10 protein-coding genes are annotated in these 12,863 nt (G+C 59.2%); 3 read left to right on the plus strand and 7 right to left on the minus strand.

Annotation, left to right across the window (positions count from 1 at the left end):
• Positions 1 to 72 precede the first annotated feature (72 nt).
• Together ACR0K9_RS03915 and mprF are read left to right on the plus strand one after the other, a co-directional pair.
• Positions 73 to 501, plus strand: coding sequence for an Lrp/AsnC family transcriptional regulator (locus ACR0K9_RS03915; RefSeq protein WP_480820930.1), 429 nt, complete (start codon positions 73 to 75; stop codon positions 499 to 501).
• Between the two features lie 89 nt (positions 502 to 590).
• Entirely contained in the window at positions 591 to 3,197 is a 2,607-nt protein-coding gene (mprF, locus tag ACR0K9_RS03920; RefSeq protein WP_480820932.1) for a bifunctional lysylphosphatidylglycerol flippase/synthetase MprF, read from the plus strand.
• Positions 3,198 to 3,200: 3 nt separating this feature from the next.
• On the opposite strand, the gene ACR0K9_RS03925 is transcribed toward mprF, so the two are convergent.
• The 6 genes from ACR0K9_RS03925 to ACR0K9_RS03950 all read right to left on the minus strand — a co-directional run bounded on the left by ACR0K9_RS03925 (position 3,201) and on the right by ACR0K9_RS03950 (position 7,924).
• A complete protein-coding gene (locus ACR0K9_RS03925; RefSeq protein ID WP_480820934.1) occupies positions 3,201 to 4,751 on the minus strand; it encodes an efflux transporter outer membrane subunit in 1,551 nt (516 codons plus the stop codon).
• 11 nt (positions 4,752 to 4,762) lie between these two features.
• The gene (locus tag ACR0K9_RS03930; protein ID WP_480820936.1) at positions 4,763 to 5,908 is read right to left on the minus strand and encodes an HlyD family secretion protein; all 1,146 of its coding nucleotides are present in this window, start codon (positions 5,906 to 5,908) and stop codon (positions 4,763 to 4,765) included.
• A 21-nt stretch (positions 5,909 to 5,929) separates the two neighbouring features.
• On the minus strand, positions 5,930 to 6,292 hold the full coding sequence (locus ACR0K9_RS03935; protein ID WP_480532837.1) for a DUF3302 domain-containing protein: 363 nt from the start codon (positions 6,290 to 6,292) through the stop codon (positions 5,930 to 5,932).
• A gap of 34 nt (positions 6,293 to 6,326) precedes the next feature.
• Positions 6,327 to 6,899 (minus strand): disulfide bond formation protein B, encoded by a 573-nt coding sequence (locus ACR0K9_RS03940; protein ID WP_480820938.1) that lies wholly within the window; start codon positions 6,897 to 6,899, stop codon positions 6,327 to 6,329.
• 9 nt (positions 6,900 to 6,908) lie between these two features.
• Complete coding sequence (locus ACR0K9_RS03945) at positions 6,909 to 7,064, minus strand: DUF5993 family protein (RefSeq protein ID WP_480532833.1); 156 nt, start codon at positions 7,062 to 7,064, stop codon at positions 6,909 to 6,911.
• A 98-nt stretch (positions 7,065 to 7,162) separates the two neighbouring features.
• On the minus strand, positions 7,163 to 7,924 hold the full coding sequence (locus tag ACR0K9_RS03950) for a DeoR/GlpR family DNA-binding transcription regulator (protein WP_480820940.1): 762 nt from the start codon (positions 7,922 to 7,924) through the stop codon (positions 7,163 to 7,165).
• Between the two features lie 181 nt (positions 7,925 to 8,105).
• Between ACR0K9_RS03950 and glpD the strand changes: the two genes are divergently transcribed.
• Positions 8,106 to 9,674: a glycerol-3-phosphate dehydrogenase gene (glpD, locus tag ACR0K9_RS03955; protein ID WP_480820942.1), complete on the plus strand. Its 1,569-nt coding sequence runs from the start codon at positions 8,106 to 8,108 to the stop codon at positions 9,672 to 9,674.
• 49 nt (positions 9,675 to 9,723) lie between these two features.
• Here the strand turns inward: glpD and ACR0K9_RS03960 are convergent, their stop codons facing one another.
• A complete protein-coding gene (locus tag ACR0K9_RS03960) occupies positions 9,724 to 12,861 on the minus strand; it encodes an efflux RND transporter permease subunit (protein ID WP_480820944.1) in 3,138 nt (1,045 codons plus the stop codon).
• Positions 12,862 to 12,863 lie beyond the last annotated feature (2 nt).

Consider the following 12,863-nt stretch of genomic DNA (forward strand, 5'->3'; position numbering starts at 1 on the left):
ATGCAGTACGGGTTGAGAAAAGAGACCAAAATGATCAAACTGGATTGGTGAAATTCGAATTGGAAAGCTCTTATGGACGAACTGGATAGCCGATTGCTGAATGCACTGCACCGGGACGCGCGGGCATCGTTGTCGGAATTGGCTGAGGTGCTGGGCGTCACACGGACGACCGTCCGCAGCCGCCTTCAACGCCTCAAGCAATCGGGTGAGATCGTCGGCTTCACAGTCGTGACCCGACAGGGCGTGTCGGAAAGCCCGGTGCGCGGGCTGATGATGCTTGAGATTGAAGGTCGGGGAACCGAGCGGATCAGATCACGGATCGCGGCGATGCGCGAGGTGGGGGCGGTGCATTCTACCAATGGCAGCTGGGATCTGATCGTCGAGATCGGCACCGACACGCTGGCTGAGTTTGACGACGTGCTGTTTGCAATCCGGCGGATGGAGGGTGTCACCCGGTCCGAGACCAACCTGTTGCTGTCGACACGCAAGGGGCGGACATGAATCCGGGCGCAACATGCTTTGACGGCTGGCAATTATATGTAAAGCTTTGACCTGACACCGAAACCCGCAACAGGGTAGGGATAATCAGAATGACTTCAGAGGCAACAAGCGACGAGTCGCGGGCCCAAAAGCTGGCCGAGCGTGTAACGGGCCTGTTGGAAAAACCTCTGGTTCGGATTGCAGTGCCAGTGGCGATAACGCTGATCGCGTTATTTGTTCTTCACGACCTGTCGGCGCATGTGAAATGGGCGGATGTGAAGACCGATATCGCCGCGACTTCGTGGAAGGTGATGTTTTTCGCGCTGTGCTGGACGGCGGTCAGCTTTCTGTCGCTATCCTTCTATGATGTCCTTGCCGTACAGAGCGTCGCCGAGGGCAAAGTCCCTCTGCCCATCGCAGGCATGGCCGGGGCCAGTGGCTATGCGGTGTCGAATTGTCTGGGCTTTTCCTATATCACCGGCACGGCCATCCGCTATCGCATCTATGCCTCGCTGGGATTGGATCTGGGGCGCGTCGCCGGAGTGATCGCGACCTCTTGGGTGGCGTTCTGGATGGGGCTGATCCTGCTTCTGGGTATACTTCTGACCTTCCACCCCGACGGTATCTCGAAGGTATTGCCTATCGCAGAGACCACCGAAACCGTCATTGGCCTGTGCCTTCTGGCAGGGCTTGTGGCGCTGTTCGTCTGGCTGTCTACCGGGGGGCGGCGATTGGGATACGGAGGGTTTGGTTTTAACCTGCCGGGCGGCAAGCTGGCCAGCCTGCTGACCGTTGCGGCGGTCGGGGATGTATTCGGCGCATCCATGGCGCTTTATGTGCTGATGCCGGATGATCTGGGTGTCGGTTTTCCGTACTTTTTCACCATTTATATCGCGGCTATCGCGGTCGGCATTCTCAGCCACGCGCCGGGCGGGATCGGCGTGTTTGAGGCGACTCTGATCGCAGGTCTGGGGGCCTCGGGGCGTTCGGATGTGATTGCGGCGCTATTGCTTTATCGGGTCGTCTACACTTTTTGCCCGTTTGGCATCGCAACCCTGTCTATCGCCGGGGCCTCGGCCCTGACACAGCGGGACAAGATCGGAGGGGCGGCGACATGGGTTTACCGCGCCATTCGCCCGATCGTACCGATGGTGGCCGCGGGAATCGCGGCGGTGGCCGGGATTGTCCTGCTGGTCTCGGGCGCATTGCCTTCCAGTTCGCAGAACCTCGGCGCCCTGCGTGAGGTGCTGCCGCTGTCCTTCGTTGAGGCTTCGCATCTGGCGGGCAGCGCGGTGGGGGTGTTGCTGCTGCTGGTCTCTCGCGGTCTGTTCCGCAAGCTGTATCGCGCCTGGGTCGTGGCGATGCTGTTGATGGTGGCGGGGTTCTTTGCCTCACTCGCCAAAGGCCTGGACACGCATGAGGCGCTTTCTCTGCTCGGCACCATCGCCTTGCTGGCCATGTTTCGTGGCGCCTTCTACCGGGTCAGCGGCGCGTCGATCTTCCGGTTGAACATCCCGTGGCTGGTCAGCGTCATGGCCTTGCTGTTGGTGATCTTCTGGATCGGGCTGTTTGCCTATTCCCATGTCGAATACCAGAACGCGCTGTGGTGGGAGTTCGCCTGGAACGGCGATGCCTCCCGCTTCCTGCGCTCTAGCCTCGTGGTGGCGGTGATCCTTGGAGTTGTGGCGGTGAATTCGCTGTTCGGGCGAGAGATTCCGGCCCCGACCCGAACCGAAATCCCCGAAGTGGTCGAGCGGCTGGTGATGGAATGTGAAGATACCGAGTCCCAGATTTCCTTGACCGGAGACAAGCAGTTCCTGATTTCAGATGATCAGACCGCCTTTCTGGCCTACGCCGATACGGGCAACGCCCTGATCACCAAGGGCGAACCGGTGGGCGACGAAAAGGCCGGGCAGCAGTTGGTCTGGCAACTGCGTGAAATGGCGGATCGCGAAGGCAAGCTATGCGCTTTCTACAGTGTTTCGACCAAGTATTTGCCGACGTTTCTGGACCTCGGCCTGTCGATCCTGAAGATTGGCGAGGTTGCGCGGGTGCCGCTGACCAATTTCTCACTGGACGGCAAGCCGCGCAAACGGTTCCGGCAGGCCAAGAACCGGGCCGAACGCGAAGGCTGTGTGTTCGAGATCATTCCCAAAGAGGAACTGGCCCCGGTGCTGCCGGAACTGCGCAAAATCTCGGACGACTGGCTTGCCAAAAAGGCGGGTGAGGAGAAGGGCTTTGCGCTAGGGGGCTTTGACGAAAAGTACCTGTCCTATTTCGATCATGCGGTTTTAAGGGATGAGAGCGGTAAGATCATGGCCTTTGCGAACCTGTTTCAGGGTGGCAACAAGTCGGAACTGTCACTGGACCTGATGCGCTATGAACCCGACAGTCCCAGCTTTGTCATGGATGCGCTCTTTGCCGAGATGATGTCATGGGGGGCAGAGCAGGGGTTCCACTGGTTCTCATTGGGGGCCGCGCCGTTTTCGGGGATCGAGAACCGGCAACTTGCCTCGCTATGGAACCGCATTGGCGGCTTTGTCTATGAGCATGGGGAGCAATTTTATCACTTCGAGGGGCTGCGCAGCTTCAAGCAGAAGTTCGAACCGGAATGGAGCCCGAACTATCTGGCCAGCCCCGGCGGGTTGGCCGCACCGCGCATTTTGTACGAAGTGAACATCCTGATCTCGGGCGGGCTGCGCGGGCTGACGAAATAGGGATCAGTTCAGGCTGGCCCCGGTGGGCGTTTTCTGCAGCAGATCCCCCCAATCGGTGCGATAGGCCATCTCGGCCAGCACCGTTTCGGGCAGGAATTCCTGATTTTGTCGGATCTGCCAGCCTCCGCCCAGACCTTTGTAGATGGCGACCAGATTTGACGAAACCTCTTGCCGCGCCTCGATCAGGTTCGCCTGCGACCGCAGAAGCGCGGTCTGCGTATTCAGGATGCGCGAGTAACTGGCAATGCCGTCGCGATACTGATCGACGGCAATCTCGGCAGCACGGCGCGATGCGTCAACGCTGCGTTGATAGAAGGTGACCTGCTTGCGCGCCTGTGCATAAGCGCCCATGGCGCTTTCAACCTCGGAATAGGCGGTCAAGACAGTGTTCTGATAATTCGCTATCAACGCCTGATAGGCGGCGTCCTGCGCGCGGACATTGTTCTTGATGCGGCCATAGTTCAGCACGTTCCAGACAACGCCCGCATTGGCCAGACCCGTGGTGCTGTTGCCGCTGAACAGATCGCGCCCACCCGAGGCCTGCAGGCCGATCGACCCGGACAGAATGAATTGCGGATAGAGATCGGCCAGCGCGATGCCGACCTGAGCCGATTGCGTTGCTGCGGCCAGCTCTGCCGCGCGCACATCCGGGCGGCGTCGCAGCAGTTCTGCGGGTACACCCACGGCCACGTTTGTGCGGGCTGATGGGATACGACCGGACCCGCCCAGCATCCCCGCCATTTGCGCCGGGGTTTTGCCCAGCAGTACCGCCAGCGCATTCTTGGCTTGCAGCAGATCGCTCTCCAACTGGGGCACCAGCGCCCTGGTGTTGTTCAGCAGCGCCGTGGATTCCTGCACGTCCAATTCGGTGGTTACGCCGTTGTTGAAGCGCAACTGGGTCAGGTCCGCCGATACCTGCTGAATCTGGATATTCTCGCGCGCTACGCCCAGGGCCTCCTGCAAGGAGCGGACGTTGATATACAGGGCGGCCACATCGCCGGTGAGCGTTACAAGCGCATCGTCATAATTGGCCACCTGCAGGGCGAGGTTCGACCGCGCCGCCTGTACGCCACGCCGTTGTGCGCCCCATACGTCCAGTTCCCATTGCGCATCGAACCCGACCTGCGAGGTTGAAAACTCGGTATCCAGCGGGATGATCCGCCGAATATCGGAAATCGGGCCAAGGTTGTCGCTGATCTGTCGCCGTTCCAGCGATCCGCCGATGGCTTGCGACTGGGGATAAAGCTCTCCGAATGCGATACCAAGCTGTGCGCGGGCCTGCAGCACGCGGGCCCCTGCAACCTGCAAGGTCAGGTTCTGGGCATAGGCCTCGGCGATCAGTTTGTTCAATGTAGGATCATTGAACGTCTCCCACCATCGCACCACCGGCGCGCTGCGTGAGGTCAGGCCGCTTTGGCCCGCGCTGGGGCTGTTGACCTCGATCCATTGTTTCACGACCGGAGAGTTCGGGCGCACGAAATCCGGCCCTACCGGCGTACAGGCAGCAAGATTTGCGGCGCAGAGGGCGGTGCCGAGCAGTCGGCGGAGTGTCATGGCGCGCATCCTCAGATATCCAGCGGTCGGATGAAGTTGGCGAAGGAATAGAGGCGGATGTTGATGCGCCTCAAGAACTCGAAACTCTTGCCCATGCCCGTGTAGATCGCCACCGCCGCGTGGCCGCCAGCGGGGAAGGTATGACTTTCAGGCACATCGACCGAGATTTGTACCGCGATGCGACCGGGCAGTTTCGGCAGTTCAAACCCGGGCAGGCGGCCCGAGGGCAGATACTGACCTTGACGCGTCGCCCACCAGATCGCCTCGACCTTGCCGCTCAGAATTTCGCCGGGATAGAGGTCCAGCGCCACCTCGACCGGCTGGCCGACCTCAACGAATTTCAGATTCTGCTGCCGGAAGGTGGCGAGGATATAGGGGCTGTCTTCAGTCACGAAGCTTGCAATCGCGCCCAGACGGATTTCACCCACCACCATGCCCGGACGCGCCTGCTGCGAGACGATCATGCCGTTTTCGGGTGCGTATATCGTTGTATTATCAAGAAAGTACTCGGCCTCGGCCAGTTGTGACTGGGCCTCGATGATGCCTGTATTCACACCGTCGACCTGCGAGGCCGCTGCAAGATTGGCCTTCTCCAGATTCGCTGCGGCCTCTTTGACCTTGGCCTGATCCTCGGCCACCTGTTCATTCCAGCGGTCCAACTCGTCCTGCCGCGCGCCACCTGCAGGAACGAGGTTTTCGTACCGGGCCTGTTCGGTCTGGGCATAGGCCAGTTGCGCGTTGGCGCGTTCGACGGCTTCGGTCGCGGCAATGACATCCTGTTCCAGGATCAGGGCATTTTGCTGTGCCGCCACCAATTGTGCATTTGCCTTTTCGACGGCCAGCGAAAACACCGTGTCGTCAAAGCGGTAAAGCGGCTCTCCCTTTGTGACCCAGGTGTTTGGCTCGACCAGAACCTCGGTCAGAACCGTGGGCTGGGTCAGTCGGGGAACGATCTGGATGGTCGAGCGCACCACGTGACTGTCGGCCGAAAAGGGCTGAAAGAACCGCAAGGCGACAAGGAAGATCAGCAACAGATGCGCCCCGACCCAGAACGAGACGATCCCCCACATGATGTTGAATTTCAGCCATTGCGCCTTGAAGAACACAAACCAGACGAAAATGATGTAAAACAGCGTGATGCCAAGGGCGACTAGCATATGTGTTGATTTCCTCTGACCTTAGCTCTTCTGAGTGTCGTCTGTATCCAGCGGGTCCTGATATTCCGGTTTCACAGTTCCACCCAGCCGCCTGATCTCATCACGAATAGCCTTGCGCTCGTCCTCGGGTCCGCGGCGCATGTCTACGGTGACGCCGTCATGGAAGGCCCAGATGAAGGCGTGCACCCAGGGCACGATGGCCAGAAACCCCATCCATCCCATGATCTTGACCGCCTCAGCGTGGGGGTGGTTGCGCTTGATCGCAATGCGGCCCGGCAAGCCCATGATGAACAGGAACAGCGCCATGACTGCCGCCAATAGCAGGATGAGCGCCACGAATGTCAGATAGTCGTAATAGCCAAGCGGCTGTCCCAGAAGTCCCATGCTCGCGCCTCTCGTCGGGAAGGTTGTCCTATCCTCAGTTGTTGTTGCCCAATTCGTCAATCAGTTTGTAGCTGGTGGGCGGGTCGGCGCAAATGGTCGGCCCGCATTCGATCAGGGTCGACACGGCATTCAGCACCGCCAGAGCGAGTAGGGTGAAGAACGCGGCCTTGGCCAATGTACTGCCGCCGAAACGTGGGCCTCTTTGGCCGTCGCTGACATATTGGCGGTCAAACATCAGCATGACCGAAGTGCCCAGCAGGATCAGAAAGAACCCGATTGCGGCCCAGGTATAATAGTGCAGCCCCAGAACGGGTGAGCCATAATGGCCCGTGCCCGGCACAATATGCAGCAGGATTTGCCGCACGGATACGCTGCCACCATAAAGCGCGGCCAACAGCATCAGCGCGTAGTGTCGCGGACGCGCGCCGTATAGCAGGTTGAGGCCAAGCCCGACGCCCACGGCCACGAATCCAACCCGTTGCAGCAGGCAGAGAGGGCAGGGCAGTTCATCCAGCGTGAACTGATATGCATACGCAAGGATGAGGATGAGGCTGACAGCAAATGCGCCCAGGGCGTTCAGGCTTCGGGACAGGTCTGGTGTCATCATCACGCTCCGCTACAGTTGGATGGTCAAAACGCTGGTGGCGTGAAATTTTAGCCAGTAAACGCTCAACGCCAGCGTGATAAGGAACAAGGTCGTTCCGATACCCGTGCGACCGAAATAGTTCAGCCCCATTGTGACTGTAAGTAGCGAAAATAAAAGCGCGATCATGGCCCGGTACCATCCCTAAAGTGCCTGATGCTGATGATCACGATACTGTCATCTCAAGGGGCATCTGACAAGGTGGAGCAACCAGAAGGTGATAGGCCTCAGGGACACTCGACAATTCGCGTTTGCCAGTCGGTACATTTCGCAGACAGTTCGTCGGGCAAAGGGGCGTCCGAATAGATCACGTCGACATCCGCCAGAGAGGCGATGCGCGCCGGGGCTGTTCGCGCGAACTTGGAATGATCCGCCACAAGACTGGTGTGCCGCGCCTGCGCGATGATGGTTTGGCTGACCAGAACTTCCTGCAGATCGAAATCCATCAGGTCGCCATCAACATCCAGCGCCGAGCAGCCGATGACCGCGTGGTCAAACTTGAACTGGCGAATGGTTGAAACGGCCAGATTCCCGACCAACCCGCTGTCCGACCGGCGCAGCACGCCGCCAGTAACGACGATCTCGCAGTCCGGGTTTTCGGCCAGTATCGAGGCCACGTTCATGTTGTTGGTCACCACCATCAGATTCTTGTGGTGCAACAATTGCCGGGCGACCGCCTCGGTCGAGGTGCCGATGTTCAGGAAAAGCGAACTGCCATCCGGGATGTCAGCCGCGCAACGTTCGGCAATACGGGTTTTGACCTCGTGATTCAGGGCGCGGCGGTCCTCGTAGCCGATATTCGAAACGCCCGAGCGCAACACGGCCCCGCCGTGTACCCGGTCGAGCATTCCGGCCTCGGACAGGTCGGACAAATCGCGGCGGATGGTCTGGACGGTGACCTGAAAACGGTCTGCCAACCCTTCGACCGTGACGCGGCCGTCTTCCTTGGCGATTTCAAGAATGTCCGATTGGCGGAAGGACAAGGACATGGGTGATCTCCGTCTGCGTGGGTGTTTTCGTTTTTGCTCTTTTTATTCAAAGTGGCAAGTTATGACTGATATAATAGCTTATACCATTCGAAAGCGATAAATAACGAAAGCAATTATTGACCAAACGAACATAAATCAGGTTAATGCGCGCAAAGCTGCAGAAATTGGGAATCGCATAACAATGTCATCGGACAGCACTCAGGTAACCGACCTGTTCATCATCGGTGGTGGCATCAACGGCTGCGGTATCGCGCGCGATGCGGCGGGGCGGGGATTGTCCGTGGCGCTGGCCGAGATGAATGATCTGGCCTCGGCCACGTCCTCTGCATCGACCAAACTGTTCCATGGCGGGCTGCGGTATCTGGAGTTCTTCGAGTTTCGTCTGGTTCGCGAGGCGCTGATTGAACGCGAAACATTGCTGCGCGCCATGCCACATATCTCGTGGCCGATGCGCTTTGTGCTGCCGTATCACGCCGACATGCGGTTCGATTCCGAGACGCCAACCTCCAGACTGCTGAGCACGGTCATGCCCTGGATGCGCGGGCGGCGTCCGGCCTGGCTGATCCGGTTGGGCTTGTTTTTGTATGACAATCTCGGCGGGCGAAAAATTCTGCCCGGAACACGGTCGCTGAACCTGCGAAACGGACCTGAAGGTGCCCCGCTGCAGGACAAGTTCGAAACCGCCTATGAATATTCCGATTGCTGGGTCGAGGATTCCCGGCTGGTCGTCCTGAACGCCCGCGATGCCGAGGCGCGCGGCGCGCAGATCATGGTGCGCACCGAGGTTGTCTCGGCCGAGCGGGTCGATGATCTGTGGAAGGTGACCCTGCGCGACCGCGACCGGGATGAGACCAGAACAGTTCATGCAAAAATGCTCATCAATGCGGGCGGGCCGTGGGTGGGTGAAATCATCCAGACCAAGATTCGCATGAACTCGCGCGAAGGGGTCCGGCTGGTGCGCGGCAGTCATATCGTGACGCCGAAGCTTTATGATCACGACAAATGCTATTTCTTTCAGGGTGAAGACGGGAGGATCATTTTCGCCATCCCGTACGAGCAGGATTACACTCTGATCGGAACCACGGATCAGGATCATTCGGACCCGTCCGAGCCTCCGGTCTGTACCGAGGCAGAGCAGGAGTATCTTTGCGCTTTTGCCTCGAAGTATTTCAAGACGCCAGTGACGCGCGCGGATGTCACTTGGACCTATTCCGGCGTCCGGCCCTTGTACGATGACGGGGCCAGCAGCGCGACGGCGGCAACACGGGATTACACCTTGAAAGTGGATGCCGAGGGCGGCGCGCCAGTGCTGAATGTCTTTGGTGGTAAGATCACGACCTACCGCCGCCTCGCAGAAAGCGCGCTTGAGAAAGTAGGCGAGCATATCCCGGGCGTGTCTGGTCCCTGGACGGCTGGCGTGCCATTGCCGGGAGGGGATTTTCCTGTCGATGGGGTCGATGCTTTGGTGCAAAGCCTGAGGGCCGATTATCCCTTCCTGACGGAACGCTGGGCACATCGTTTAGTGCGCGCTTACGGCACTGAGGCGCGCGCTGTGTTGGGTTCAGCGCAGGAACAATCCGATCTGGGTGAGGATTTCGGGGCCACCCTGACGGCGGCAGAGCTGAACTGGCTGATTGAAAAGGAATATGCCCGCACCGCGGAAGATGTGATCTGGCGACGCAACAAGCTCGGGCTGCGATTGACACCGGAACAGATCACCCGGATCGATAGCTGGATAGCCAATCGCTAAGATCGAAGAGAACGCCCCGCAATTTTGCGGGGCGTTTCTGATTATCCGATCATGCGGCCTCTTCCGAAGGGCCGGGATCATTCTTACTGCCTTTGATCCACTCTCGCATCCCCTGCATCACGGCATAGAGAACCGGAACAAGGATCACCCCGAACAGCGTCGCTGCGAGCATCCCACCAAAGACGGCAACCCCGATGGCCTTCTGGCTGGCCGCACCGGCACCGTTCGCGGCTAGCAGCGGCACGACGCCCAGCAGGAAGGACAGGGCGGTCATCATCACGGCGCGGAAACGCTGATACGCCGCCTCAGCCGCTGCGTCTTTGATCGACAGGCCTTTGGCCCGCTGCTCCATCGCGAATTCAACGATCAGAATTCCGTTCTTTGAGGCAAGCCCGACCAGCATGATCATCCCGATCTGCGTGTAAAGGTTGATGTCACTGCCCACGATCGCAACCGCCGCGACTGCTCCGAACAAGGCCACCGTCACCGACATCAGGATCGATACAGGCATGGTCCAGCTTTCGTATTGGCCGACAAGGAACAGATATCCGAACAGGATCGCCAACCCTAGGATCACGACCACCAAATTGCCCGAAGCCAATTGCTGTTGTGCCGTTCCCGTCCATTCGAAGGCATAGCCGGGGGGCAGGGCGGTTGCCGATTCCTCGGTCATGGTGGTGATGGCATCCCCGGTCGAAAGCCCCGGAGCCGGAACAGCGGTCACCGTGGCGGAACGGAACAGGTTGTGCCGTTTCAGAAGCACCGGCCCCAACACGTTCTCGATATCGATCAAAGTGCCCAGCGGCACCATTTCGCCTTTGGTTGAACGCACATAAAGGTTCGAGATGTCATCGACTTTGTTCCGATAGGACCCCTCGGCCTGGATCATCACCCGATAGACCCGCCCAAACAGGTTGAAGTCGTTCACGTAGTACGAGCCGAGCTGCGCCTGCATGGTCTGGAACACCTCAGCGACCGAGACCTGCAGGGTCTTGGCCTTTTCCCGGTCCAGATCGACGAACAACTGCGGCACATTTGCGCGGAAGGTGGTGTAAGCCTGCGCAATCTCGGGCCGTTGGTTGGCGGCGTAGACATATGAACCAACCGCCGAGGCCAGATCCTGCGGCGATCCGCCACCGGTTTGCTGAACCTCCATTTCAACGCCCGCAGACATACCCAAGCCTTGGATCGGCGGCGGGTTGAAGGCCACGATCGAGGCTGCGGATTCCTGGTTGGCGATGGCCAGCACCTTGCCCAGAATGGCATTGGCGCTGAGGTCGGGTTCCTGCCGTTCCCCCCAGTTTGTAAGGTTGACGAAGATCGCCGCGCCATTGGTTGTTGTGCCATTCAGCAGAGAGAAGCCGTTCACCAGAACGGTGCTGGCAACGCCCGGTATCTCCTGAATTTGGGCATCGAGGCGGGCCGAGACGGTTTCGGTCCGCTCAAGCGTTGCCGCGTCGGGCAATTGGATATCGACGAAGAGATAGCCGTTATCCTCAAGCGGAATGAACCCTTGCGAGGTGTTGCCCATGATGGTCCCGGTGCCCATGCCGAAAGCCGCAATGATGCCCAGCGAAATGACAGGCAGGATCAGCAGTTTGCGCACGATTGCAACATACCCGCTGCGTACCGAACCAATGAACTTTTCGAAGACCGCCAGCAAACCCTTGGGCGGGCCCGAGCGCGCCTGAAGCACAAGCCCACATAAGGCCGGGGACAATGTCAGAGCGTTTATCGAAGAGATCACAACAGCGGTTGAGATCGTGACCGCGAACTGCGAATAGAGCCGCCCCGAAATACCGGGCATGAAGGTCACCGGCACGAAGACGGCCAGCAGAACCAGCGTTGTCGCAATCACCGGGCCGGTGATCTGGCCCATCGCCTTACGCGTGGCTTCGGCGGGGGGCAGGCCCTCATCCGCGATGATGCGCTCGACATTTTCGACGACAACGATAGCGTCATCCACCACGATCCCGATGGCCAGCACCAGCGCGAACAGAGAGATCGTATTCAGAGACATGCCAAAGGCCAGAAGGAAGGCGAATGTCCCGATCAATGACACCGGGATCGCCACCGCCGGAATGATGGTCGCGCGCCAACTGCCAAGGAAGATGAACACGACGGTGATCACCAGAATGAAAGTCAGGATAAGCGTCGAAACCACGTCATTCAGTGATTGTTCAACAAAGTCCGTCGTGTTGAACGGAACAGCATATTCCACATCCGTCGGGAACGAGCGTGACAGACGCTCAAGCTCGGCCTCGACACGCTCGGACACGGCCAGGGCGTTGGCCCCGGGGGCCTGATAGATGCCGATGACGGTGGCGGGGACGCTTTGGAAATAGCCAGAGGCCGAATAGAACTGCGCGCCGAGTTCGGTGCGTGCGATGTCTTTAACGCGCACAATGGCGCCCGCGTCGCCGGTGCGGATTACGATGTTCGAAAACTCTTCAGCCGAGGTCAGGCGGCCTTTGGTTTTGATCGTGTACTGAAAGGTCTGTCCCTCGGGCACGGGGGGCGAGCCGATCGAACCGGCCGAGACCTCGATATTCTGCTCGCGGATCGCGTTGATCACATCACCCGGAGAGATCGAAAGCGCCGCCATCTTATCCGGGTCCATCCAGATCCGCATGGCGTATTCCAGATTGGTCAGAACATCCGCCTTACCGACGCCCTGAACCCGCGCCAGCGCGTCTTTCAGATTGATCGAGGCATAGTTGGACAGAAACACGCTGTCATAGGTGCCATTGGGCGAGGTCAGCGTGACCAGCAACAGCATGTTTGTCGACGCCTTCTGCGTCACAACACCCGACGAGGTGACCTCGGATGGCAGCGACGCCATCGCCTGTGCCACGCGGTTTTGCACGTTCACGGATGCAATATCGGGGTCTGTACCGACTTCGAACGTAACGTTCAGAGAATACGAACCGTTATCCGATGAGGTCGACGTCATGTAGATCATGTCGTCCACACCGTTGACCTGCGCCTCGATGGGGGCGGCGACGGTGTTCTCGACGGTCTCGGCATTCGCGCCAGTATATGTGGCGGTGACGCTGACGACCGGGGGCGTGATATCGGGGAACTGCGCAACCGGCAGAACCAGATAGCCGATGCCGCCTAGAATGGTCAGCACCAGCGAAATAACAAGCGCCAGCTTGGGCCGGCTGATGAACAGGGCTGAGAACATCG

It is taken from the genome of Ruegeria sp. L12 (genome assembly GCF_056531745.1).